The sequence below is a fragment of the Vibrio sp. SSH13-20 genome (assembly GCF_040104475.1).
GTDB lineage: Bacteria > Pseudomonadota > Gammaproteobacteria > Enterobacterales > Vibrionaceae > Vibrio > Vibrio harveyi.
The window spans coordinates 766,654-790,166 of record NZ_JBECOU010000001.1 but is presented as its reverse complement, the minus strand read 5'-3'; the positions used below and the strand labels follow the sequence as shown (position 1 = coordinate 790,166).

The 23,513-nt window shown below is 43.3% G+C and carries 25 protein-coding genes; 9 read left to right on the top strand and 16 right to left on the bottom strand.

The window, feature by feature from the left end; translation table 11 throughout:
- Positions 1–66 precede the first annotated feature (66 nt).
- On the top strand, positions 67–792 hold the full coding sequence (locus tag ABMY42_RS03470; protein ID WP_005451652.1) for a TetR/AcrR family transcriptional regulator: 726 nt from the start codon (positions 67–69) through the stop codon (positions 790–792).
- Positions 793–986: 194 nt separating this feature from the next.
- Here ABMY42_RS03470 and gcvT read toward each other — a convergent pair whose 3' ends face one another.
- Together gcvT and ABMY42_RS03460 are read right to left on the bottom strand one after the other, a co-directional pair.
- The gene (gene gcvT, locus ABMY42_RS03465) at positions 987–2,105 is read right to left on the bottom strand and encodes a glycine cleavage system aminomethyltransferase GcvT (protein WP_009696728.1); all 1,119 of its coding nucleotides are present in this window, start codon (positions 2,103–2,105) and stop codon (positions 987–989) included.
- Positions 2,106–2,365: 260 nt separating this feature from the next.
- Positions 2,366–2,989 (bottom strand): XRE family transcriptional regulator, encoded by a 624-nt coding sequence (locus ABMY42_RS03460; protein ID WP_005431308.1) that lies wholly within the window; start codon positions 2,987–2,989, stop codon positions 2,366–2,368.
- Positions 2,990–3,368: 379 nt separating this feature from the next.
- Here ABMY42_RS03460 and ABMY42_RS03455 point away from each other — a divergent pair, with 379 nt between their 5' ends.
- From ABMY42_RS03455 to gcvP, 3 genes are all read left to right on the top strand, one after another.
- On the top strand, positions 3,369–4,664 hold the full coding sequence (locus tag ABMY42_RS03455) for a serine hydroxymethyltransferase (protein ID WP_274793067.1): 1,296 nt from the start codon (positions 3,369–3,371) through the stop codon (positions 4,662–4,664).
- A gap of 51 nt (positions 4,665–4,715) precedes the next feature.
- A complete protein-coding gene (gcvH, locus tag ABMY42_RS03450; protein WP_005451648.1) occupies positions 4,716–5,096 on the top strand; it encodes a glycine cleavage system protein GcvH in 381 nt (126 codons plus the stop codon).
- A gap of 129 nt (positions 5,097–5,225) precedes the next feature.
- Positions 5,226–8,090 (top strand): aminomethyl-transferring glycine dehydrogenase, encoded by a 2,865-nt coding sequence (gene gcvP / locus ABMY42_RS03445; protein ID WP_269986986.1) that lies wholly within the window; start codon positions 5,226–5,228, stop codon positions 8,088–8,090.
- Positions 8,091–8,295: 205 nt separating this feature from the next.
- On the opposite strand, the gene ABMY42_RS03440 is transcribed toward gcvP, so the two are convergent.
- From ABMY42_RS03440 to ABMY42_RS03410, 7 genes are all read right to left on the bottom strand, one after another.
- The gene (locus ABMY42_RS03440) at positions 8,296–9,543 is read right to left on the bottom strand and encodes a reverse transcriptase/maturase family protein (protein ID WP_349265984.1); all 1,248 of its coding nucleotides are present in this window, start codon (positions 9,541–9,543) and stop codon (positions 8,296–8,298) included.
- A 101-nt stretch (positions 9,544–9,644) separates the two neighbouring features.
- Complete coding sequence (locus tag ABMY42_RS03435) at positions 9,645–10,196, bottom strand: SLATT domain-containing protein (RefSeq protein WP_349265983.1); 552 nt, start codon at positions 10,194–10,196, stop codon at positions 9,645–9,647.
- Between the two features lie 630 nt (positions 10,197–10,826).
- Positions 10,827–11,564, bottom strand: coding sequence for a DUF6602 domain-containing protein (locus ABMY42_RS03430; protein ID WP_349265982.1), 738 nt, complete (start codon positions 11,562–11,564; stop codon positions 10,827–10,829).
- Positions 11,557–12,492 (bottom strand): ATP-binding protein, encoded by a 936-nt coding sequence (locus tag ABMY42_RS03425; protein WP_349265981.1) that lies wholly within the window; start codon positions 12,490–12,492, stop codon positions 11,557–11,559. Before ABMY42_RS03425 ends, ABMY42_RS03430 begins: the two co-directional genes overlap by 8 nt.
- A 3-nt stretch (positions 12,493–12,495) precedes the next feature.
- Complete coding sequence (locus ABMY42_RS03420; RefSeq protein ID WP_349265980.1) at positions 12,496–13,005, bottom strand: hypothetical protein; 510 nt, start codon at positions 13,003–13,005, stop codon at positions 12,496–12,498.
- A gap of 2 nt (positions 13,006–13,007) precedes the next feature.
- Positions 13,008–13,973, bottom strand: a complete 966-nt coding sequence (locus ABMY42_RS03415; RefSeq protein WP_102503004.1) for a CBASS oligonucleotide cyclase — start codon at positions 13,971–13,973, stop codon at positions 13,008–13,010.
- A gap of 549 nt (positions 13,974–14,522) precedes the next feature.
- On the bottom strand, positions 14,523–14,780 hold the full coding sequence (locus ABMY42_RS03410; protein WP_349265979.1) for a hypothetical protein: 258 nt from the start codon (positions 14,778–14,780) through the stop codon (positions 14,523–14,525).
- Positions 14,781–15,136: 356 nt separating this feature from the next.
- Here ABMY42_RS03410 and ABMY42_RS03405 point away from each other — a divergent pair, with 356 nt between their 5' ends.
- The gene (locus ABMY42_RS03405; RefSeq protein WP_349265978.1) at positions 15,137–15,706 is read left to right on the top strand and encodes a DUF6795 domain-containing protein; all 570 of its coding nucleotides are present in this window, start codon (positions 15,137–15,139) and stop codon (positions 15,704–15,706) included.
- Positions 15,707–15,962: 256 nt separating this feature from the next.
- Here the strand turns inward: ABMY42_RS03405 and ABMY42_RS03400 are convergent, their stop codons facing one another.
- Together ABMY42_RS03400 and ABMY42_RS03395 are read right to left on the bottom strand one after the other, a co-directional pair.
- The gene (locus ABMY42_RS03400) at positions 15,963–16,457 is read right to left on the bottom strand and encodes a YcxB family protein (RefSeq protein WP_188052690.1); all 495 of its coding nucleotides are present in this window, start codon (positions 16,455–16,457) and stop codon (positions 15,963–15,965) included.
- Positions 16,458–16,697: 240 nt separating this feature from the next.
- Positions 16,698–16,958 (bottom strand): DUF5062 family protein, encoded by a 261-nt coding sequence (locus tag ABMY42_RS03395; RefSeq protein WP_005451643.1) that lies wholly within the window; start codon positions 16,956–16,958, stop codon positions 16,698–16,700.
- A gap of 424 nt (positions 16,959–17,382) precedes the next feature.
- Between ABMY42_RS03395 and ABMY42_RS03390 the strand changes: the two genes are divergently transcribed.
- Positions 17,383–18,330 carry a hypothetical protein gene (locus tag ABMY42_RS03390; protein WP_349265977.1) on the top strand — a complete coding sequence of 316 codons (948 nt, stop codon included), beginning with the start codon at positions 17,383–17,385 and terminating at the stop codon, positions 18,328–18,330.
- A gap of 125 nt (positions 18,331–18,455) precedes the next feature.
- Here the strand turns inward: ABMY42_RS03390 and accD are convergent, their stop codons facing one another.
- Positions 18,456–19,325, bottom strand: coding sequence for an acetyl-CoA carboxylase, carboxyltransferase subunit beta (gene accD / locus ABMY42_RS03385; RefSeq protein ID WP_053053162.1), 870 nt, complete (start codon positions 19,323–19,325; stop codon positions 18,456–18,458).
- Between the two features lie 109 nt (positions 19,326–19,434).
- Between accD and ABMY42_RS03380 the strand changes: the two genes are divergently transcribed.
- Positions 19,435–20,328: a LysR family transcriptional regulator gene (locus ABMY42_RS03380; RefSeq protein ID WP_050908220.1), complete on the top strand. Its 894-nt coding sequence runs from the start codon at positions 19,435–19,437 to the stop codon at positions 20,326–20,328.
- Between the two features lie 68 nt (positions 20,329–20,396).
- Here ABMY42_RS03380 and ABMY42_RS03375 read toward each other — a convergent pair whose 3' ends face one another.
- Positions 20,397–20,657, bottom strand: a complete 261-nt coding sequence (locus ABMY42_RS03375; protein ID WP_009696752.1) for a nicotinamide mononucleotide transporter — start codon at positions 20,655–20,657, stop codon at positions 20,397–20,399.
- Between the two features lie 149 nt (positions 20,658–20,806).
- Entirely contained in the window at positions 20,807–21,289 is a 483-nt protein-coding gene (locus ABMY42_RS03370; protein ID WP_005451637.1) for a tetratricopeptide repeat protein, read from the bottom strand.
- A 175-nt stretch (positions 21,290–21,464) separates the two neighbouring features.
- Here ABMY42_RS03370 and ABMY42_RS03365 point away from each other — a divergent pair, with 175 nt between their 5' ends.
- A complete protein-coding gene (locus tag ABMY42_RS03365) occupies positions 21,465–22,079 on the top strand; it encodes a 3'-5' exonuclease (RefSeq protein ID WP_009696754.1) in 615 nt (204 codons plus the stop codon).
- Positions 22,080–22,163: 84 nt separating this feature from the next.
- Here ABMY42_RS03365 and ABMY42_RS03360 read toward each other — a convergent pair whose 3' ends face one another.
- Both ABMY42_RS03360 and ABMY42_RS03355 read right to left on the bottom strand, forming a co-directional pair.
- A complete protein-coding gene (locus ABMY42_RS03360) occupies positions 22,164–22,394 on the bottom strand; it encodes a hypothetical protein (RefSeq protein ID WP_009696755.1) in 231 nt (76 codons plus the stop codon).
- Positions 22,395–22,545: 151 nt separating this feature from the next.
- Positions 22,546–22,884: a helix-turn-helix domain-containing protein gene (locus ABMY42_RS03355; RefSeq protein WP_005451632.1), complete on the bottom strand. Its 339-nt coding sequence runs from the start codon at positions 22,882–22,884 to the stop codon at positions 22,546–22,548.
- A 187-nt stretch (positions 22,885–23,071) separates the two neighbouring features.
- On the opposite strand from ABMY42_RS03355, the gene ABMY42_RS03350 reads away from it, so the two are divergent.
- A complete protein-coding gene (locus tag ABMY42_RS03350; RefSeq protein ID WP_009696756.1) occupies positions 23,072–23,512 on the top strand; it encodes a nuclear transport factor 2 family protein in 441 nt (146 codons plus the stop codon).
- Position 23,513: the final 1 nt, after the last annotated feature.

Sequence of the window (23,513 nt, the reverse complement as noted above, 5' to 3'; positions counted from 1 at the left end):
TTAGTCAAATCGTCCGGTTTCTGGTAAAAATAGGCGCGTTGAATAATATTCGGGAAAATTCGAACTATGACAGAGAGAAAGCAAGGCCGTAGGAGTGCTGAAGCCGCTGAGCAAACTAAGTGCCTGATTCTTAGAGTCGCGGCAGATATGTTCTGTGAGTTAGGTTATGAACGAGTTTCGCTTCGAAACATCAGTGAAAAGGCTGGTGTCTCCCATAGTTTGATTCGCCACCACTTCGGAAGCAAAGAGAAGATCTGGCAAGCCGTAAGTGATGCCATGGACGAGTTCATGCAGGGTTACATGGCGCAACTGGTTAACGAAATGCCAGCAAACACCCCGTCTAATCAAAAGATTTACCTATTCATGGTAAGAATGCTTGCGTTCGCGCTGGTTAACCCTCACCCAGTGCAGATGATTGCTGACGCGATTCGCCAAGGCGATGATGCGCTACTGCAATACTTCTTAAGATCGAAAGACGAATTTGCAGCGATTTTTACCGACCTCTTTGCTGACTACAATGTTGAATACCCTGAATACCAAATCGATCAGTGGGAATCAAAATGGCAAATGCTGGTATTTGCTCATGGCGCGATTAGCCTAGCTCCAATGATGCAAGAGACATGGCCAGAAGACGCAAACAACCGCGACAAGATGCTGATCAGACACTGGGAATTGTTCAACACCATCATGGCAAGTCAATTTAGTGTGAATAAAGAAGACATGATTCACCCAGACAAATTGAGTGAAGTGGTTATCGATATGTGTTGCCCGATTGAAGAATTAAGCGCGTAATCAACACCTTCAGAATAACGTAAAAATGCCGAGCAATATGCTCGGCATTTTTGTTTATGCTTTTCGTTTCAAAGAGGAAACGAAATGGAACCTACTTAATAGTTGCTTATTCCTAAACGCGACACTGTAGCTATACAGCGCGTGGGAAGTAGATTCCTAGTCTCGCTTTGGCTCGCTGGAATGACGAGCTTTAATTAACCACGGTAGTAGCGTTGCGGTACGAAAGGCATTTTTTCTACCGTCATTGGTAGCATCTTGCCGCGTACTTCTGCAAATAGCTCTGTACCGATAGCCGCAAGATCGGCGCGCACGTAACCCATAGAAACTGGCTTACCGGCATTTGGACCTGCTGTACCACTGGTTACTACACCAATCTTGTTGCCATCTGCATCGTACAGTTCTGCACCTTCACGCACAGGCGCTTTTGTTTGACCAACCAAGCCAATACGCTTACGAGCAACGTCTTTTGTTTCGATCTGCTTAAGAATGATGTCTGCACCAGGGAAACCGCCCGCACGCTCACCATCTGCGCGACGTACTTTTTGGATGCCCCATAGTAGGCTTGCTTCAACAGGAGTCGTCGTTGTATCTAAGTCATGACCGTATAGACACAGACCACATTCAAGACGAAGTGAATCACGAGCACCAAGACCGATCCACTCTACTTCCTCTTCGCCAGTTAGCTTACGAGCAAGCTCTTCTGCTTTGTCAGCCGGTACCGAGATTTCGTAACCGTCTTCGCCAGTGTAACCACTACGAGAAACAATGCACTCAACGCCTAGTAGTTCAACTTTACGAACATCCATAAACAGCATCTCTGCTACTTCAGGAGCAAAACGCGCTAGTACTTCTGCTGCTTTAGGACCTTGAATCGCAAGCAGTGCACGATCATCGATGATTTCCAGCTCAACGCCAGAAGGAAGATGCGCTTGAAGGTGTGCAATGTCTTGCTCTTTACATGCTGCGTTCACAACCACAAACAGATGATCACCAAGGTTCGCGACCATCAAGTCATCCATGATACCGCCCTGCTCATTAGTGAAGAACGCATAACGTTGCTTGCCTGCGCCTAGATCTACGATATCAACAGGAACTAACGTCTCTAGGAAAGCTGCCGCACCATCGCCAATCAAACGAAGTTGACCCATGTGAGAAACATCGAACAGACCTGCTGCATCACGTGTGTGTAAGTGTTCTTTCTTAACGCCTAGTGGGTATTGAACTGGCATGTCGTAACCCGCGAACGGGACCATCTTTGCGCCTACTTCAACATGAAGTGCATGCAGTGGTGTTTTCAGAAGTTCTTGAGTCATTTTCGTCTCCATTTAGATAGACCCGAGAATGCTGTCGGCATTCAATGTGTTTCCAATAATAAACACGCTTGATTCAATTTTGCACGAACAAGACATCGCTCGACTTTCAAAAGTGTGACTTTTAACATTTTAATCACAACAAAACGCACAAAAAAGGCGCTCTGTTGAGTGAGATATCATCAACAGAGCGCCATCATAACGCATTCAAAACAGATAGCAATCGTTTGCTTTCACTATAGGAAATTTACAACTATTTATCACTATTTGGCAGTCACCCACAAAATGTGCGCGTCTTCCTCACTCACACTGGTCAACATATGACCCATGTTCGCATCGTAATACACACTGTCGCCTTCGCTTAATACAACGGGCTCATAGAACTCAGAATAAAACATAACCTCACCTGATAAGATGAGTAAAAACTCTTCCCCATCATGGCGAACCCAGTCTTTGTATTCGTCAAAACTGCGAGCACGGATTTGGCTCTTAAAAGGCATCATTTTCTTATTGGAAAGTTGAGTCGCCAGCAGCTCGTGCTCGTAAGTTTGGGTTGGGTGCGGTTTGCCCTCTTTCTTTTTGGTCACATCGCGACGCCCTGTTGCCACCTTTTTCCTTGGTGGTTCAAATAGTTGCGGCATATCGATCTGCAATCCGTGAGCTAGCTTTTGCATCGCTTGGAACGTAGGAGAAATCTGTTCATTCTCGATCTTACTTAGCGTAGAACGCGCAAGTCCAGTACGTTGGCTTGCCTCTTCCAAAGTGATACCAAGTTTAGAGCGGATATCTTTAATGCGCTGACCGAGCTTAAGCGGTTCAATATTTTGGTCTTGTTGCTCTTTCGCCAACGTCATTGACGGGTATTCATCGTAAATACTTTCTGCCATAAATCCCTCTGTAAATATCCTTTATTCCTTCCTATTAGCATTGTGCATGAACCCTATAGTGGATAAAAGTCCACCGAGTTAATTAAAGCGTGCTCTTGTTAACAAAACCAGAAATCTCGTTTCCTATAGGAAATTTTTGGTTGATTGTTCGTTCCGCAAGCGCTATGTTACCAACTTGTTAGATGTAGAGATGCACATTTCCGTAAGAGATTGGACAAGAGAAACCACAATCCGACGGAGTTTTAACCCACTTATTCGGGTCGAAAGTCACTCTGTTCTGCTATGCAGTTCAGCTGTTTTGAGGACAAATGAGCCACCATCGCAATCAAACAACTATTTCTACTGCGGGTTCATTTTCAGATTTGGAAGGTCAACTACCATGAACAAGAGTTACCCTAACCACAGCTTGGAAAACTTTTTCTCTACCAACCTCTCCGCGACAGATGACGCTGTCTTTGCTGGAATTCAGGCAGAATTCGCTCGCCAAAACGAACAAATCGAACTTATCGCTTCTGAGAACATCGTGTCTAAAGCGGTAATGCAAGCTCAAGGCACATGCCTAACAAACAAATACGCTGAAGGTTACCCAGGTCGCCGTTACTATGGTGGTTGTGAGCACGTAGATACAGTGGAAGCCATTGCTATCGAACGCGCGAAAAAACTTTTCAATTGTGAATACGCAAACGTTCAACCACACTCAGGCGCACAAGCAAACGGCGCGGTAAAACTGGCACTACTTCAACCTGGCGACACTATTCTTGGTATGTCTCTGGACGCAGGTGGTCACCTAACACACGGGGCACGCCCTGCACTTTCTGGTAAGTGGTTTAACGCAATTCAATATGGCGTTGACCGCGAAACACTAGAAATCAACTACGAAGACGTTCGCCAACTAGCACTTGAGCACCAACCTAAAATGATCATTGCAGGCGGTAGTGCTATTCCACGTACTATCGACTTCGCAAAATTCCGTGAAATCGCAGACGAAGTAAACGCGATTCTTATGGTCGACATGGCACACATTGCCGGTCTTATCGCAACAGGCGCGCACCCTAGCCCGCTTCCTCACGCACACGTTGTTACAACCACAACGCACAAAACATTGCGTGGCCCACGTGGCGGTATGATTCTGACCAACCACGAAGACATCATTAAGAAAATCAACTCAGCGGTATTCCCAGGCCTACAAGGCGGCCCACTGATGCACGTGATTGCGTCTAAAGCAGTCGCGTTCGGTGAGGCGCTTGGTCCTGAATTCAAAACTTATATTGATTCAGTGATCAACAACGCAAAAGTTCTGGCGGAAGTATTGCAAACTCGCGGTTGCGACATCGTAACCGGTGGTACAGACACGCACCTAATGCTGGTTGACCTTCGCCCTAAAGGCTTGAAAGGTAACAAAGCAGAAGAAGCACTAGAGCGTGCAGGCATCACGTGTAACAAAAATGGCATCCCATTCGACACAGAGAAGCCTATGATTACATCGGGCATCCGTTTAGGAACGCCTGCGGGTACAAGCCGCGGCTTTGGCGCTGAAGAATTCAAACTCATCGGTAATTGGATTGGTGACGTACTGGACGGTTTGGTGAACAACCCTGAAGGTGACGCAGAAGTAGAAAAACGCGTACGCAAGCAAGTGAAAGAGCTTTGCAGTCGTTACCCTCTTTACCAATAAAAGATTTATTAAATCAGAAACTATCCTGACAAGTTATTTGGAGATTAAGCAATGGACAAAACACTGAAGTTTACAGATAGCCACGAGTGGGTACGTGACAACGGTGACGGCACAGTAACTATCGGTATTTCAGAGCACGCTCAAGAGATGCTAGGTGACGTAGTTTTCGTTGACCTACCAGACGTGGAAGATGAAGTCGAAGCGGGCGAGAGCTTTTCTTTGGTTGAGTCAGTAAAAGCCGCTTCAGACATCTACTCACCAATCACTGGCGAAGTAGTTGAAATCAACGAAGAGCTAGAAGACAGCCCAGAGCTAATCAACGAAGAACCATACGAAGGTGGTTGGATTGTGAAAGTGAAGCTTTCAAACCCATCTGAGTTGGATGACTTAAAAGATGCGGAAGAATACCTAAGCTCTATCGAAGAAGAGTAATTAGGATGAGACGAAAGCTGTCCCCTAGCATAACGATTAGTGGACAGCTTTTTTTCTAGGTTCGGACGTATAATTTAGATTATCAGTAGCGTAAATCCGTTACCCGAACCAAGGAGTAGGTAAAGGACAATGACTGAATTACTTCAAAGCCTCAGCACACAGAATGAGTTCGTTGCTCGCCACAATGGACCAAACAAATCTGACCAACAAAAAATGTTGGAAGCGATCAACGCAGTAAGCCTTGATGCGCTTATCGACGAAACCGTACCAGCGCAAATTCGCCTAGAGCAGCCAATGAGCTTGGCAGAAGCGAAAAGCGAAGCAGACATGCTGGCAGCAATGCGTAAGTTCGCCGATCAGAACCAAGTTAAACGTACATTCATTGGTCAGGGTTACTACAACACCTTCACGCCAAACGTAATTCTACGTAACGTGATGGAAAACCCGGGCTGGTACACCGCTTACACCCCTTACCAACCAGAGATCTCACAAGGTCGTCTAGAAGCCCTTCTAAACTACCAACAAATGGTGATGGATCTTACTGGTATGGAAATCGCGAACGCGTCATTGCTTGATGAAGCAACGGCAGCAGCAGAAGCGATGACACTTTGTAAGCGTGCGGGTAAGAGCAAGAGTAACGTATTCTTCGTTGCTGACGACGTTCACCCACAAACCATCGAAGTGGTAAAAACTCGTGCGAAATTCATCGGCTTTGAAGTCCTAGTTGGTTCTCTAGAATCACTACCAGAGCAAGACGTATTCGGCGCGCTAGTTCAGTACCCAGGCACAACAGGTGAAGTTCGTGACCTAACGGACATCATCGCAAAAGCACAAGCGAACAAAACGCTTGTAACGGTAGCGACTGACCTATTGGCTTCTGCCCTACTAAAACCTGCGGGTGAAATGGGCGCAGACGTAGCAATCGGCTCGGCACAACGTTTCGGCGTTCCTATGGGTTACGGTGGTCCACACGCAGCCTTCATGGCAACACGTGACAAGCACAAGCGTACTATGCCAGGTCGTGTTATCGGTGTTTCTATCGATACTAACGGCAACCAAGCATTGCGCATGGCCATGCAAACGCGTGAGCAGCACATCCGTCGTGAAAAAGCGACATCAAACATCTGTACCGCTCAAGCACTGCTAGCGAACATGGCGTCTTTCTACGCGGTTTACCACGGCGCAGAAGGTCTACGCACGATTGCTCGTCGTACGCACCACATGACAGCCATCCTAGCTGCTGGTTTAACTAAAGGCGGCTTCGAGCTTGCTCACAACAGCTTCTTCGACACCATCACCATCAATACTGGTGCACAAACTGAAGAGCTATACGCAAAAGCACTAGCGGCAGACATCAACCTACGTAAGTTGGGTACTCAGCTAGGTGTAAGCTTCGACGAAACCACAACCGTGGCAGACGTAGAAGCCCTATTCGCAGTATTCGGCGTGAAAGAAGAAGTCGCAGCACTATCAACTGAAATTGCTGGCAACGAATTTGCAGCGATTCCAGAAGCACTGCGCCGCACAACAGAATACCTAACGCACCCTGTGTTTAACACACACCACAGCGAAACACAGATGATGCGTTACCTAAAACAGCTAGAGAACAAAGACTTCTCACTAACGCACGGCATGATCCCACTGGGCAGCTGTACGATGAAGCTGAACGCAGCAGCAGAGATGATTCCAGTAACATGGCCTGAGTTTGGTTCGATCCACCCGTTCGCACCAGCAGAACAAGCAGCCGGTTACGCCGCACTAGCAAAAGATCTTAAAGAGAAGCTATGTGAAATCACAGGCTACGACGCATTCTCACTACAACCAAACTCTGGTGCATCAGGTGAGTACGCAGGTCTTATCGCGATTCAACGCTACCACGAAAGCCGTGGCGAAGGTCACCGTAACGTATGTTTGATCCCAAGCTCTGCGCACGGTACTAACCCTGCGACAGCATCTATGGTGTCAATGAAAGTAGTTGTGGTTAAGTGTGATGAAGAAGGCAACATCGACGTCACTGACCTAGCAGCGAAAATCGAGAAGCACAAAGACAACCTATCAAGCATCATGATCACTTACCCTTCTACGCACGGCGTATACGAAGAGCAAGTGAAAGAAGTATGTGAAATGGTTCATGCAGCGGGCGGTCAGGTTTACCTTGACGGCGCAAACATGAACGCACAGGTTGGTCTAACAACGCCGGGCTTTATTGGCTCAGACGTTTCTCACCTAAACCTACACAAAACCTTCTGTATCCCACACGGTGGTGGCGGTCCAGGCATGGGGCCTATCGGCGTGAAATCGCACCTAGCGCCTTTCCTACCGGGTCACATTGAAAACGGTGCAGACGGCGAAAACTTTGCAGTATCCGCGGCGGATATGGGTAGCGCGTCTATCCTGCCTATCTCTTGGGCTTACATCGCTATGATGGGTGAAGCTGGTCTAACAGACGCAACGAAAGTAGCGATTCTGAACGCGAACTACGTGATGGAGCAATTGCGTCCTCACTACCCTGTTCTTTACCGTGGCTCCAACGGTCGTGTAGCGCACGAATGTATTATCGACATTCGTCCACTGAAAGAAGAAACAGGTATCAGCGAAGAAGACATCGCGAAGCGTCTAATGGACTACGGTTTCCATGCACCAACTATGTCGTTCCCTGTAGCAGGCACGCTAATGGTTGAGCCAACGGAATCGGAAGACTTAGAAGAGCTAGACCGCTTCTGTGATGCGATGATCGCAATCCGTGAAGAGATGGCGAAGGTTAAGAACGGTGAATGGCCGCTAGATAACAACCCGCTTGTAAATGCGCCACACACTCAAGTTGACCTAGCGAAAGAAGAATGGGATCGCCCTTACTCTCGTGAGCTTGGCTGCTTCCCTTCTAAAGCAACCAAATCTTGGAAGTACTGGCCAACAGTAAACCGCGTAGATAACGTATACGGCGACCGTAACCTAATCTGCTCGTGCCCAAGCATTGATAACTACGAAGATTAATTTTTGTAGAATCTAAATATAGAAAGGCGAACCGATTGGTTCGCCTTTTTTGTTTTTGGTTAGACTTTTAAAACTTGTTTATGGACAAAACTGAGCGAGTGACTTTGTTGAACTGGTAAAAAACAGATCAACTCAAGTAAGGAAACTACAACAGACAAAACCTGTCTCTACTGGGGGCGTATTAAGATTAGTCGAATAGTTTTACTTAGGAGAAACTTGAAATGTCCGTTTCCATTGACTTAACTTCTCTATTTATGATGAACCAAAATCGGTCCTTGATATCATTGTCTGACAGCTTCAGTTTATGGACTGGAATTCCCATGTCATGAGAAACCACCTCTTTCATACTTTTGAGTTTGTATGAATCGAAGTTTGGGAAGTAGTTACTCTTCCATTTGTGATGCTTAACTTCATGAATTGCTCTGGTCAGCTTTTTAACGTTTTTATAATCCACACGATTTCTAACGCATAGATGCTTTATCATGTTGTCTAGTTCAAAAAGCATTTTCATATCGTCGATCTCAGAAAAAAAGAACAACCACCCCTTACATTTATTGCTTGCTATACATCCGGTTATTCTCAAATTAAGTTTCCAGAATAAAAGTGCTTTTGAGCGGTGTTTACCCGCATTTGCATAAGATGTAAAAAGAGCTGCTATAGAGTCTTGAAATCGCTTTCTACTAGCTTCTCGTACTGAAACTGACACTTCGCCTTTATGCATTGTTGGGTTATATACATAGCCCAGATAAGAGAATTCTTGATCTATCGGAGTTATAGTTGTTTTGTCCGAGTTTTGTTCTAGATCGTGAACATTCAAGCCTATCTTTGTAGCCTCTTGAACAAAATCTTTATAGATTTTTTGAGCATCCTTTTCTTTGCAAAAAATAAGTACATCATCCACATATCTTTTGTAGAAGATGTCATGTTTTTTCAGCTTCTTGTCTACCTCCATCATATAAATTTCAGCAAGTACGTTTGAGATAGATAAGCCTTGTGGTACACCGATTATATTACTTTGATTCTTCTGGAACCCTGTAGATATGGCAGCATGAACTAATTTTATTGCGTCACTTTCAGCACCTAGTTTTGCTAGTTGATCCAAAAGACTTTGATGATTAACAGTTGGGTAAAAGTCTTTTATGTCTATCTTTATTGCAGTTTCATAAAGTCCTGAATCAAGAGCCAGTTTTACTTCTCTAGTTACTTGCTGAGGTACCTGAACACCTAATTTTTGTCCAAAGTTTTTCTGTAGATAATTATTGAGGGCTTTTAGAGTAATTCGATCTCTTAAGGTGGGGATCGCAATTTGTCTTGGATGTTTGTTCGCCCCTTTAGATATCAATTTTTCTTTGTATCTAGTGAAATTGTAATTACCAAAATAAACTTTAGTGACAATGGTATGGAGTTCTTGGCTTTGTACCTTGGAGAAATGCTTTGGCTGAATACAGTCCACCCCGGTTACTTTTGATAGCGCAAAATGTGATAAGTAAATGTCTCTTAGGTTTTCAGAGGTAAAGATGTCGGATATCGAGGGTGCCATCAATTAGTCACGTCTTAAAAAATTGAAAAATAGATTAACAACACAGGTGCTAACATTGTTGCTGCGATGCTGATGACTTTGACAATACGTAGTCCAAAATAAAAGACAAAGTCTAGTCTGGTCGCAACTATTGTCAGCTCACTTTTATCTTTGGTATTCAGATAAGCTTCTACTTTTGAGTTAATGAAATCAGACCAAAAATGGTTTTCGCAGGAATCAAGGATCTGCGTATACCTTGTTTCATCTTCTTCAGATAAAGATTCTTTGTGTTTAACTTTTGAATATAATGCTTGTAACTGGATATAGCCACTTTTTAGCTTTGTTGCTCTATCACTATAGCGTCCTAATGCGGATAAGAGAGAAGCACAAAAAACAAATACAGAAAAGCAGATAAATAGCTTCGAAGTGAGATCCGGTTGATCCGCCCCTAACACTAGCACTGAAGCAAAAACGCCACACAGTGAATACCAAAAAAGAGCTAGGTTTGACCATCTAGCCATGCTCATAAGTCTTTTTTCGGCATTAATCCAGTTTTTTCGTGTCCACCAAATGTTATCTTTATTCATAGATACTCCGAATGAATGCCCTGCGGGAATACTTTAAGACCGTTAACGCTCTTAAAAAGAGCTACTTCACAAAGGAAGTAAGCGATAAATCGCTTCATGATTAGAATCACCTCTTTTGAAGGCTTGTAGACATACACACCGACAGGGCGGTCGTGATGGTAGCACTTTGCTGTATTGCATACAATTGGTTGGAATGGAATCCAATAAAATTTTAATCGTTTTATTAATATGTTAGCGCCTTTTCTTTACTATATCGATGAGGTTGATTGATTATAAACCTACCAATACACATTCAAATTTTTTACCCAATTGCTGAAGCTACGTATTCAATTGAGAAGCCCTCTTCAATTAGTCGCCAATGTTCTTTCGGATAAGTTTCAGTAGTGGAAATATATGTTTCTAGATTCTAAAAATCATTTGTTCTAACGCAAAAAGGGGCATAAATGCTAGCTGTGATCACGCTGGCAGACCATTGGACAGAAGCGTTACAGGAAAAGTCCTGATTTGGCATGGTTGGATTAGAAAATTTCATGGTCAGGTTTTGATTGCAAAATTCAAAAACTGACCCGTAATTTTTTTGTTAGATCTAATTGTGTGCTCGTTACTCACATAGACATTAATTTTAATATACTATTTTGGGGTCGGCTTCTCTCTCAATATGTTTGCGTAAGCCTTCCAATCTATAGCGGCTACAGTACCTAAAGCTTGGAGCTTGGCCAGTAGGGTAAATAAGAAATACATCAAGTTATTATCGGATTGGTGTATTTCAAGCTCGCCACCTTCACTAACAAATGCCCCGCCCTCAAGTGAGCATCCAACATCTAATAGGCACTCCACTACTGTTGGCAAGTTGCTAGCAAATGAATCGCTTTTTATACCATCAGCCCAACCGCATTTCGCGGCTAAGATACCACAAATGATATTGTGCACTTTTTTGGGCGGTAAGGTGCCTGAAGCAGTTGCTATTGGAACGCTAGTTCTGGTGAGCTTTCTAACTGAACTTGCTTTGTTTCCGGCGTATTCCAAATAGTCCTTACTAATAGTCGGCTTACACTCAAACACAGCATAAACTGCCTCAGCAGGAATGTACTTGTGGTTCTGCTGTGTTAGAAGCATGGGAGTGTACTGAGGGTCAAAAATGACAATATCTATTTGATCGCTCTTATTACCCTCACTGTCGATAATAATGCCCTTATCCACGCCGTATCGATTAGGAAGATAATCTCGTAAAATTTCAATCCAACTATCCTCATGGATGTCTCCCTTCGTACCAGGGTGCTCTACGCCTCTTGAAGCGCGGTACAGGTCGTGTTCAAGACCCTTCTGAACATCTTCAAAAACGTCCTTTAGCCATTTGTCATTACTCATTAGTAGTTCCGAAAGGTGGGGTTGGTTGAATTGACAGAGCTACTTCTAGTGCTCTTTCTTTTGTTACGGCTTTGTTCGGGTATGCGTCCAAAATTATTGCCGGAACGAGCCTTTGAGTAATATCGGAAAACGAAAAGCCATAATCTCTTGTATCGGACTCACCCGTTGCTTCAGCGATCTTTGCAATAGTCATATCGCCCAGTTCAAAAGGGGCCAGGGTTTGCTCCAAAGCAGCCTTTCGCTGTTCAACCGTAGGTCTCTTGAAAGGTAAGATCTCCGCGGCTCTTCTTTTGACAGCAGGATCTAAAGCATCCAGTCTATTTGTGCACATAATGACTGCCGCTGGTAGACCTTCACTTGCCAGAGTATCGATCCCGCGAATGAACGCATTGACTCCGGCTCGGTCTTCATGGTGCATTTGTGATGATTCTCTGGATTGAGCTATAGCATCAGCTTCATCAATTAGCAGAACTACCGCCCCTCTAGACTTTCCAGTATCGCTTTTATATTTTTTAGCTAGCTCTTTAGTTTGTTGAAATGCGCTAGATACGAGTTGAGTCATTTCACCCACACGACCTTGCCCGCGGGAAGACAAGCTAAGTGGAAGGAGGGTAATATCTATCTCATTCAAGCGTGCGACCTTGTCGCCAATACTCTCCGCTAAAGCTGTTTTTCCTGAGCCAACATCACCAGCCAGAACAATAAGCGGGGGTCTATTCAATATAGGCTCCAAGACTTCGTAATGATCGCCATGAAACTGGTTTACCCATTTCTCCATTGAGCGCGGATTAATCAAAACTGATAGCATTTTGGTTAATCTGATTTTGTAGTTATCAAGCCCAATAAGACGATCAAGCTTCATTTGAGCTTCAAAGTCTGGAAATTCCCTGCTATTTTCAAACAGGTTACTTGCTTTAGTTGTTGTCACGTTCTAATAACTCCTTAATGATTTTCTCGACAAACTACGCTCGCCTGAAGAATAAGTTTTATCGTTTTCATAAAATCCAGAAACTCCAGGCTCATCCGCCCCAACTCTCTGTACGGGTAGAGTATTTTTGAATGCGACTCTTTCGCTCTGAGTTAACTCAAAATACTTGTCAGTGTAAGTCACATAGCTGTGGAAACGCGCATTGCTAACATCAGCATTGGCTTTCAACGTCCCCGGTGTATCATCAATGCCATTGCTAATTTGGCTAGCGGTATAGCTGAAAGTTGGCTCAATCCATTTATTGTCTCGCTGAAAGCCAAATGTCGCAGTGTCTAGATAGCCATTTTTAAGCAGCTGGGCAATTTCTTCCTCGAAGTCCGAAATCTGACTACTTGAAGGTTTACTATAGAATCGCTGCATTCGCCTTAAATCCGCAGACACTTTGGCTGACATGTGGCGAGCATGGGTAATAGTAAACGTATTGGTTGTAGTTGAAGTGTAGCTACTGCTCATAATTACCCCGTAAATGAAGGCCCAAAAACCGATTGCCAATATTGCAGAGTCAGAGCTTTTGTTGGTGCAAACTCGGCAGCATCAATAGCGTCACCAGCAGCCATTGCGGCATTTACAATTAAATCAGCTTGAGTTCGTGTATATAGGTTGCTGACGTTGTTATTAGCATTTACTGGGTCAATAATCTGAACTGGATGGCTGAAAGCACCTACTTCACTTGACTTATAGTAATCCTCAAAAATTATCTTTTGCTCAAGGTTAGACTTAACTATGTAAGTAAAGAAGGCTTGTAAAGCCTCGACATAATCTGAAAAATCAATACCTTCATCACATAGCTTCGCCAAGATCATCTCAATCATAAATGACTTGAACCTAAAGTCTTCAACTTCTCTCTTTTGTTTCCTGGCCCAATACTTTATTAACCTAACAACTTGCGTATAGTGCTCTGGTTGTTGAGCTTTTCTCTTTTTAGCAAACTCCAGATGTAAAGGGATGCTAGTCTCAAGATATGACCCATCAATTTGACTAACCAGATAGCCTCGCCAATCTGGCTCTCCTTCATAAATAATTGGTACAAGGTCCACATCCAACCCAGAACCTTTAAATGACACGCAGATACTGTATGTTTGCCTTGTAATTTGGTCGTCGCTAAACTGTGGATACGCCTTCCGAATCTTTTCTTCCAAATAATCCAACAAATCACTCAAAGCAATGCTTGAATCAATGCCTCCGATGTATACCGCCACATCAATATCGTTTAGCGTTCTAAGTCCAGTTCCCTTAGCCAAACTTCCAGACAGTTGCATCCTTTTCAAGGCAAAGTCCGGGTGCTCTTTTAAGTAGGTTTCTAGCTTGTCTCTAAGGTTACGGGCCTGTTTCCTGAATTTATCAGCTCGCTCTTTTGGTAAATTTACTTTTTCCTTTGCAAATTCACATAAGGTCTTATGATTAACGTGTTCTAATGACATCCCCGCCTCAAAATCCATCACTGTTAGTAAGTATTTATTTGGGGCTGGTTAAATAGTTTTCAACTCTTCGGCCAAAAAATTTCTAATATCCAATTCGTTAGAACGAGCAGGTTTAGGTCTTGCATTGTGCATCGACCTGATGCTGAGATCTTTATCATTACAAAATTTGAGTTAACGAACGACTAGCACTAACAAACTTTGGGGCAGAACTGAGCTAGAGAGGCAGTAAGACAGCGTCAACATCGAATAGATGTATTCGTCATACTTCCGTGTTACTTTTTGGTTCATTTTAAACACTAACTCCACAACGTGCTTCCTGAGATTCCTAGTCTCGCCTAGGCTCGCTGGAATGACCCGGCAGAAAGAGCCGAGTGTAGTGGTTCAGCTTGTGTGTCTAAATTTGAGTAATCCACTATCACCAAGCTTCAAGATCGAAAAAGGCGAATCGTGTGGTTCGTCTTTTAGTATTGGATTGGATGACTGACTTGAGGCTGAGATGTTTAGGGTGCTAAACCGAAATCAATCAAGGGCAACTTGTTCCGACCTCCCCTAATCACCAGTCAGGTTATTGCTCTTTACCACCGCGACGTAGTTCTCAATCACTGGGTGAGCAAACTGTTCCGGCTCGTACATCACCCTGCGTTGCGTTGCGGTGAGGTCAGTAAACGAACCATCCTTAAAATCACCACACCAACGTACATCAAATTGAGCAGCATACTTACCTTCGCTTAGGTAAGAGACTTCAATACTCTCGATATCGTGGTCGTCAGACAGCAATAAGTCATGCATCCAATGATGTGATTCCATAAATTCATTTTAAACGAGGCTTTAGTTTGAAGACGAACTTCGCTGCCCACACTACAGTTGTATCAGCCGTCAAGCCAAAGACTTCGATGTGAGTTTTAAAGCGAAAATGTGCTTGGTATGCCTAAAACTTGCCGTGTTGGCTTACTATCAATCTAAATAAGACTGCTCGGCTTCGACAACGAATTACGCCGCAAAGCCAACCATGAAAGTAATGGACATATTATTTACATTATTTTTTAAAGTGCGCCTAGATATGCGATTTAGCATGACTTAATTTGAAAACTGGGGCAGCCTTAGGCTAGCACTTGAGATCATTAGGACATAGTATCGCCTCACGCGTGGGGATGAGTTGACCTATGTACGAGATTGGCAAGCGAATGGTCAAAATACTGGTTTTCCTTATGAGTGCCACAATATTATTGCTCTCAACAGGTTGTAACGCAGATATGTTTAATTTCTTCAAATCAAAAAAGTTTCAATACACACTTAGCTCAGAGATCACTGGCAGCTTATACTTAGGCGGGAAAGCGTTTACTAGCGAGGTAGTTTATCTACGCACGGCTTTTTCTAACAACCGTTATATCACCGAGACAATGACGTCAGAAAAGGGTTATTTTCATTTCGAACCCACATACCACTATCAGACGTTTAAAGAACCTACCCTTCATGAGTCCTCTAGCTACATTGGCATTTACATTTTCATAGATGGCATAAAACACTACTTACTAGAAGCTCGATTTTCTGATGTGAAACCCTATGAATTTATTTCAGATAACCTTCTTGATTTAAGTTGTGAGATTAATTCGGACGAATATCATTACTTTTTTAAAAATAGATTTGTTGAGAATGGTCTCGATCTTGAAATTATTAGTAGGTGCGATTTGAAAGGATTTTCTGAAAAAATATTACTAAACAAGGACACGTAATAGTTGATATTAAATAGATTTAATGACCAATTTATCTTACAAAACCCGTACTACGCCTCCTTCCAAGCTGACGATGCGGGTTTGATTCCCACAGCACGCTTAGGTAGATTCCTAGTCTCGCTGGAATGTCCCACCTGTAACGCCGAGTGTAGTGGTTCAGTTTTTGAGTCAGAATCAGAGCTACCCCATGAACACCAAATCCTAAGAGCAAAAAAGGCGAACCCACTGGCTCGCCTTTTTTGAAAGTAAGGATTTGTTAGCTCGCTTTCGATGCCGCGTGCTGCTCTACCATAAACGCGATGACTTCTTCATTTAAGCAAGATTTGCTAATGTATTGGCGTTGTTTACCAATATGAAGGATAAAGCCCAAATCGGTTTGTTCGAGTTGGTCGATTTCTTTCCAAGCGAGGCTGCGATCGATTTTACCGCTTTTGTAGCGCACGCCATCCGCGTTAACTTCAAACACCACTTTGTTGCCACGGCTTGAACTAATGGTTTGACGCCACAGCCACCACGTTCGCTTGCAGTACACGCTGAACGCTTCAATCACACTCAATACGATAAAGAACCAACCCACATAACCGTTAGGTAGCAGTTCAAACTCCAATAAAACCACACCAAAAATAAGAAACAAGATCCCTTTCAGGTATGCGTGTGGGAACTTAACTGGCTGGCTAGTTTGATCATAACACTCTGCAAAGAATGGTTTGTCGAGTGTGTATTCTGTGGTGAATTCGAAATCTTTAGACATGTATGGTTACTTTAAGGTTTTTGTGAATGAGTCTACTTGGTTGCTCTCTCGCAACGCGTGCATTGTAGCGCTTCTCTTGGTTTATCTTTAGTCCTTTTGATTCTGTTTTGTAAATCAATAATAACGAAACATTCGGAGACCCTAGTGCGCTTGCCAAGATCAAACAAAGCGAACCATTTGGCTCGCCTTGTTAATTAACGTTCTATGTTAATTAATGACCTATGCGACTTCTTGAGTTTACTACTTTAGAGGGTCGTTATCTGGCAAAGCACTGTGTATCCACACTGCCAGTCTGTGTTTGATGTTTGCGCCGTCGAGCTTGCTTTCTGGCAATGGCGTGATTTGCTTAGCATCGACCAAGAATAGGTAAATCGCTTTTACTCTTACAGGTTGTGGTGACTGCGGAAGGTCAAAGCCTTGTAGCTTCGCCATCTTCCCGCCAATCTCTAGTGCCTTCTTAACCAGTTTGTCTTCATTCTGAAGCTTGGAGCTTTTTGACATTGATAGATTCCTCTTCTTCGCTTCCAGTAAGAATACATTAAGTGTCACGTATGGCGTGTTAGTAAGCTCGCATATTAGTAAGATTCCGTGACATTGCCACGCAACTGATTAAACAACGACCAGGCATGCTGATATTGGCGATACAGCAATGTAGGCAGGTCACTTCACCACATTGTTTCTGGTTTCAAAATACCCCCTCTTTTTATGGTCTTTGAGCGTTTTCATTGGCTTTTTCTTTGAATCAATCTCAAACAAATAAGTTTAAATGATAATTATTATCATATTTATACTTACTTTATAAAGTCCTACTGATAAGCTCAGCTTTGCTTCTCGATACTGAAATTGAGGGCGCTTACATCGGTCGAGTTAAACCTCTCTTCCGATTGAAAAATTAATAAAAACCATAAATAACAGGCTATTAACTATGAACATTAAAAGAAGCTTCGCCGGTCTGGCAATTTTCGCTGCATTTAACGCTACGGCTTACGAACACTATTCAGTGTTTAAAGATTACATTGACCAAGGTCTGGTCACTGCAAACCAATCTCGCTTAACACAAATAGCAAAGTCTAACCAAGGGCAACTGACTGTAGCTGGCGCGTACTCATACGATCAGCTAGGACGAGTAACACAGCGCGACTACGCAGACAGTACATTTGACTACGCCTATAACGATGCAGGCTTTTTGGAATCTGCACGTGCGCTAATGAAGCACGGCTCAATCAACAGTTACGTTAGACACACCAAAGAAAACTTCATCTCTCAATACAGCTATAACGAACTCGGTCAAGTTGATGTTGAGAATAAGCAAGTCTTTCAGGATGAGGCTGCCGATCTTAACGGTACACCTATCGCGACATATCGAATTCAATATACGTATGGTGCTGATGGCAAACTTCTTCAACGCCGCCAAGTACCGCAGTCTGGCGACGATATGTCTGTTCGCGAATTTCATTACTCCTACCATGAAGATGGTAAGTTAAGAAAAATCCGTGAGGTTAAGCTCTCGACACCAAAGGAAAAGAGTACCCTCTTGCTGCAATACTACCCGAATGGCGAAATCAAAAAAGCAACTCAGAAGTTGTTCGGCAAAGGCACCAAAACCTTTGAAATGGAGTATGTGGATGATGGTTCATTGGTTTATGGTGTTTACTATGTAGATCCAGTGAAAGAGTGGAAAGTAGACTTAGATTTCTTTGGTCTTGCCTTCCATCCAATCAAATCAATGAAACAAACCGCTGGCGAAGCAGTCAGCACATACCGCTATCAATACCAGAACAGCGACGGTGATACTCTGCCAGATGTGGCACTGCTAGAGGTCACACTGCCAAGCTTTAGCCAAACTATTCAGTACAATATGACAAATAGATAACGCTAAACCCTTCTCGAAGATATTCTCGTATCAGACTATCAAGGAAGACCGCGCTTCTGGTCTTCCTTGTTTCCCAGTAAAAAAACCGCGACAAAGCAGCAAGCTTATATGTCAACAAGACAAAGTTACCCTGCATCTATCTGGATACTTGTATTGGTCAACTTTGCTATTAGCCCACCTACTCGTTCTCGCATATCCCGCCTTTGTACGATCATATCAAGAGCGCCATGCTCAAGTAGAAACTCACTTTGTTGAAAGCCATCCGGTAGCTTTTCTCGCACGGTTTGTTCAATCACACGACGTCCTGCGAACCCGATTCTGGCTGTAGGTTCACCAATGTTGATGTCCCCCAGCATAGCTAAACTTGCAGAGACGCCGCCGAACGTTTGATCGGTCAATACCGAGATATAGGGCAAGCGTGCATCAGACAAACGCGCTAATGCTGCACTGGTTTTTGCCATCTGCATTAACGACATTAAGGACTCTTGCATACGAGCGCCACCACAAGCTGAAAAACAAACTAATGCACAATTATCTTCTATTGCTGTATCGACGGCATCAACAAAACGAGCCCCTACGACCGACCCCATTGAACCTGCCATAAATGAAAACTCGAATGCACAGGCGACAATGGGTAAACCTAGTAGCTCGCCTTTCATTGCAACTAATGCATCTTTCTCTCCTGTATTCTTTTGAGCAAGTGCGATACGTTCTTTGTAGCGCTTTTTATCCTTAAAATTGAGCATATCTGTTGGCTCATACTCACTGCCAATTTCTATCCGCTCCCCTTTATCCAAAAAGCTATCCAAACGATGCCGCGCTGACATCCGCATATGATGTTGGCATTTTGGGCAAACTTCTAGGTTCTCCTTAAGGGCGAGCCGATACAAAACTTGTTCGCAAGAATGACACTTGGTCCATACCCCCTCTGGGATGGATGCTTTGCGCGTACTGATGATGCTCTTTTTATCTAATAGCTTTTCTAGCCAACTCATTAGGATCCTTCAACTTAGAAACAACGTTATCGAGCATTGTATTAACCTGTTTCAAGTAATAAAGTGCACTTTACGGGCTTTATAATCCAATAATATGGGATAAACCAAAATGCTTGAGAGAATTGATCAGCAATGGCTAAAGAGCTTCCATTGTGTCTATGAAAACAATAGCTTTAAGAGAGCCGCCGAGTTTTTATCCCTGCCGACTTCAAATGTCAGCCGCCATATTGCTTTACTAGAAGAACAACTTGATGTGCGATTGTTTGATAGAACAACCCGAAGAATATGCGCTACAGATGCCGGAGAGCACCTCTACATACGTACGCAACCTCTTTTGGACAAACTGAATGATGCGCTCGAAGAAGTCACGCAACACTCACATCAAGTCACGGGACAACTTAACGTTTTAATGCCAGATTCACCGGAGTTGGCGCGAGCGGTTGTCTCTTTCTGTTCTCAACACCCTGCGATTTCATTGAGTTGCGAGACCAACCTAAGCCCTAAAGAGGATTTGCTTGATGGGTTTGATGTTATCTTGAGTTTTCATCGTGGAAAACTTGAAGACAGCAATTGGATTGCCAAAGAGATTAAGCGCTGGTCTAGCGTTGTTGTCGCCTCACCTATCCTACTGCAAACATGCCAAAAACCTTACAAAATTAACGATTTAAAACACCTTCCTTGTATTAGCAGTTTTACGGCATTGAAAGGAACGCCTTGGGTTTTCAAAAACTCAGAAGGAGAGCAGATAACTCAACGAGTACAATCTGCATTTAAGGTTAATAGTGGGCAACTTGCTAAAGTCGGCGCGTTAGCAGGATTTGGCTTTGCTATTCTTCCCGAAGCGTTCTGCTATGAAGACGTACAATCCGGAGTACTGGAAGTCGTTGAACTTGAATACAAGCCAGAAGATTTGGTGTTATACGCCTTTTACGCTTCCAGAAAGCACGTAGCGAAGAAGATCCCGATGTTTATTGAGCATTTGAAACGTTTGTCGAGCATTTGAAACACTCAATACATAACAAGAACACTAAATAAACCCGTCCCCTCTCCTGCACTTGTTCAATTTACCGCTTATTGCTCAACTGGCGTCACTTTTGATTCGTCGTCAGGTTGAGACCACTTGATGATGGCTCGTAGGTTCATAGAGAAGAAGATGATATTGGCGATTATCATTGCCACGCTGCCTGTGAGATACCCGACTGCAACCCAACTGGTGTTTCCGCACATCATTAAGATGAAACCAATTTTGTTCTTGTTTCCGATTTGCCAAATGGCAAGAAACGTAAGTACCATCGCAACCCAGTCGATCCCATAGTACTGAAAGTATTCCATTGTCCTCTCCATGGGTGTAACACTTTAAAACGGTGAGCAAGCGCCTTAATGAAGCTTTAACACACCACTTTAATGATAAAAACAACAAGGCGAAAATGCCGCGCGTAGTGAATCTTTTTTGAATATTTGATGATTACTAAAACCAAAAGCTACCAAGTTTTATCGAGATCTCGAGCGTACAAAGAAATAGCTCGCTGATACTCTTTAATTGCATCGCTGTTGGTGGTGGACACTAAGAGTTCGAGTAACAATGATGTGGCTTCTTTATGTCGACCCACATTGTAAAGACACATTGCATAAAAAGGCTGAACTTCGATCGCATTAGGGTATTCATCCAACGTTTGTTCAAAATAGCTTAATGCTTCTGAATACTCGCCAAGGCTTCGGTAGGTACTCGCTAAGCCGAACAACGCATCAAATCTTTCTACCGAAGAGAGTGTTCCTGAAAGCGCAGACAAGTAATGACCGATTGCTTCTTGCTCTTTGCCTTCATTGTCGTACGACCAAGCGATTTGTAAGTGCGCTTTTGCGGCAAAATGTTCATCGTCTAGTAGTGTTGTAAGTAACGCTCTCGACGCTTGATACTTAGCTTCTTTTCGCAGCTCAATTGCTTGTTTGATGATCGTTTCCATAATTTCCCTCGAAGCTAAAAGCGCTCGTTTAAAGAGCGCGCAATCGCAATGTCTTTGTTCGAATGAATCAAGAATAGTAAATAACCTAACTCACACAGTCTACCCATCATAACCTTTCTTTTTGTATCCGTTTCGTTGATACTCTTGCCCCTTATCGTTCAGTTGGAAAACTTTCATGCCCCAAGCTAACTCTGTTGTCGTGCTCGACTTTGAAACCACTGGTCTCTCTCCGAATATGGGTGACCGCGCCATTGAAATCGGTGCAGTAAAATTAGTCGACGGTGAGGTTGTCGATAGTTTTCAGCAACTGATGAACCCAGGCTTTAGAGTCAGTTCTTTCATCGAGGGCTACACTGGCATTACCAATAACATGTTACGCACCGCACCAAGCTGCGATGAAGTGATGGCATCATTCAGCGAGTTCATTGCCGGTGAAAACCTTATCGCCCACAACGCATCTTTTGATAAGCGCTTCCTCGATGCGGAGCTTGAACGAATCAACTGTGGTTACTCAGGCGAGTTTGCATGCTCATTGCTAGTGGCAAGACGTTTAATTCAAGATGCTCCTTCTCATAAACTCGGAGAACTAGTTCGCTTCAAAAACATCGATAATGACGGCGTTTTTCACCGAGCGTTAGCCGATGCACAGATGACAGCAAAACTCTGGATTGAAATGGTCGAGGGCTTGGAGCAATCCGGCATTCACAATCCAAGCTTTAAGTTTATGCAAACCGTGAGTAAAACAGCGAAAGGGAAAGTCGATCTGCTACTCGCGAAAAACCGCGCTTAGATCTCGCGACTATGATGTTTGTTCTCAAGCATCATAGTAAAGGTAAATAATCTATGGTTGTTTATGATTAGAAATACCTAATCGTTATGAGTCACGCTCGTTCTTCATCATAAAACCTTGATACAGAGCTCCGAGCTTAGCATTCAGCTCCTCATTATTTTTTGCAGATACAGTACCTACCAAAGTCGCGCCGCTTGCCGTACCTATTGTTACATCAAAGTTTTCATTATCAGTACTTTCGACAAAGACATAGTTGTCGTTCTCTCTGTCGTAGAAAGAAGCAAAATTATCGTCAATAGATGTATTAAATTTCATAAATCAACCCGTCAAAACCGTAATGATTGTGACTCTTTTTTAAGGTCGGTAATACAGGTATATGTTAATTCTCAGTCTCATTCCACAATCAGATGCAATCAACATATCTATTAGTTTCTACATAAGGGTTCTAAGGGGTTAGATATGTAACCTACTCGGCATCCCAGTCATCAACTTTTTGGACTATGATGTCGACAACACTAGCAAACTCTCTGCCTTTTGGGGTTAAACCGTAATTCACAGTCACAGGGATAGTGTCTTCTTGTTTTCGCCAAACAAACCCATATTCGCACAGTAACTTCAAGCGTTCGGTGAGCACCTTGCTTGAAACCAGCGCCAATTGCTTGCGAATTTGACCGAATCGCATCTCTTCTTGTTGCCCGAGCAACCAAACGATGTGAGCGGTCCACTTAGTCGATATCAATGTTAAGTATTTATCCACGCTGCAATAGCCAACAGGCTGTACTTGATGATTTACTTTTGACGACATCGCCCTTCCCTAATCCGTTTTTTACCGCCAGTGTAATCAAACACTACACCTCAGACCATTAGTTACCTGAGAGTAACTAGTTACTTTTAGGAAGCTAATTTTAATTCGTAACTGACCGTTCTATCTTGAATTGGCAATTAGGCAAAGGGACGAAAGCTGCCTGAGCCAATAATTAGAGGATTACGTTATGCGATATATTTTTCTGTTTATTTCTTTTGTCTCACTTGGTTTACATGCGGAGACGCTCTATCCGAAGCCACAAACACCATCAGAGTTACATGCATTATTTGGTCAATACTTTGCGGATAAAGATTTGGAGGGATTAGGAACACTTTTCCATCAAGATGCGGTATTTATTTTGGATAAAGAAGGCAATCAAGCCAAAGGGCAAGAAGCGATCAAACGCGTATTGGAAGGTTTTATGAAAGGCGATGTCACCATGCATACAAAGCGCGTTTCCATCCACATTAATGATGACATTGCCATGGTGCGTTCAGATTGGGAAATAATGAACACTTCGCAAGGTGCAACTCAGACAAAAAACGCGATACAAGGAACGGCATTGGAAGTCATGCATTATGTAGATGGAGGTTGGGTTTATGTTATCGATAATCCCAATGGCTTTTGAG

Coding starts and splice junctions, on each gene's coding strand:
- ABMY42_RS03470 (WP_005451652.1), top strand. CDS start 67: ATGACAGAGAGAAAGCAAGGCCGTAGGAGTGCTGAAGCCGCTGAGCAA.
- gcvT (WP_009696728.1), bottom strand. CDS start 2,105: ATGACTCAAGAACTTCTGAAAACACCACTGCATGCACTTCATGTTGAA.
- ABMY42_RS03460 (WP_005431308.1), bottom strand. CDS start 2,989: ATGGCAGAAAGTATTTACGATGAATACCCGTCAATGACGTTGGCGAAA.
- ABMY42_RS03455 (WP_274793067.1), top strand. CDS start 3,369: ATGAACAAGAGTTACCCTAACCACAGCTTGGAAAACTTTTTCTCTACC.
- gcvH (WP_005451648.1), top strand. CDS start 4,716: ATGGACAAAACACTGAAGTTTACAGATAGCCACGAGTGGGTACGTGAC.
- gcvP (WP_269986986.1), top strand. CDS start 5,226: ATGACTGAATTACTTCAAAGCCTCAGCACACAGAATGAGTTCGTTGCT.
- ABMY42_RS03435 (WP_349265983.1), bottom strand. CDS start 10,196: ATGAATAAAGATAACATTTGGTGGACACGAAAAAACTGGATTAATGCC.
- ABMY42_RS03430 (WP_349265982.1), bottom strand. CDS start 11,564: ATGAGTAATGACAAATGGCTAAAGGACGTTTTTGAAGATGTTCAGAAG.
- ABMY42_RS03420 (WP_349265980.1), bottom strand. CDS start 13,005: ATGAGCAGTAGCTACACTTCAACTACAACCAATACGTTTACTATTACC.
- ABMY42_RS03415 (WP_102503004.1), bottom strand. CDS start 13,973: ATGTCATTAGAACACGTTAATCATAAGACCTTATGTGAATTTGCAAAG.
- ABMY42_RS03410 (WP_349265979.1), bottom strand. CDS start 14,780: ATGGAATCACATCATTGGATGCATGACTTATTGCTGTCTGACGACCAC.
- ABMY42_RS03405 (WP_349265978.1), top strand. CDS start 15,137: ATGTACGAGATTGGCAAGCGAATGGTCAAAATACTGGTTTTCCTTATG.
- ABMY42_RS03400 (WP_188052690.1), bottom strand. CDS start 16,457: ATGTCTAAAGATTTCGAATTCACCACAGAATACACACTCGACAAACCA.
- ABMY42_RS03395 (WP_005451643.1), bottom strand. CDS start 16,958: ATGTCAAAAAGCTCCAAGCTTCAGAATGAAGACAAACTGGTTAAGAAG.
- ABMY42_RS03390 (WP_349265977.1), top strand. CDS start 17,383: ATGAACATTAAAAGAAGCTTCGCCGGTCTGGCAATTTTCGCTGCATTT.
- accD (WP_053053162.1), bottom strand. CDS start 19,325: ATGAGTTGGCTAGAAAAGCTATTAGATAAAAAGAGCATCATCAGTACG.
- ABMY42_RS03380 (WP_050908220.1), top strand. CDS start 19,435: ATGCTTGAGAGAATTGATCAGCAATGGCTAAAGAGCTTCCATTGTGTC.
- ABMY42_RS03375 (WP_009696752.1), bottom strand. CDS start 20,657: ATGGAATACTTTCAGTACTATGGGATCGACTGGGTTGCGATGGTACTT.
- ABMY42_RS03370 (WP_005451637.1), bottom strand. CDS start 21,289: ATGGAAACGATCATCAAACAAGCAATTGAGCTGCGAAAAGAAGCTAAG.
- ABMY42_RS03365 (WP_009696754.1), top strand. CDS start 21,465: ATGCCCCAAGCTAACTCTGTTGTCGTGCTCGACTTTGAAACCACTGGT.
- ABMY42_RS03360 (WP_009696755.1), bottom strand. CDS start 22,394: ATGAAATTTAATACATCTATTGACGATAATTTTGCTTCTTTCTACGAC.
- ABMY42_RS03355 (WP_005451632.1), bottom strand. CDS start 22,884: ATGTCGTCAAAAGTAAATCATCAAGTACAGCCTGTTGGCTATTGCAGC.
- ABMY42_RS03350 (WP_009696756.1), top strand. CDS start 23,072: ATGCGATATATTTTTCTGTTTATTTCTTTTGTCTCACTTGGTTTACAT.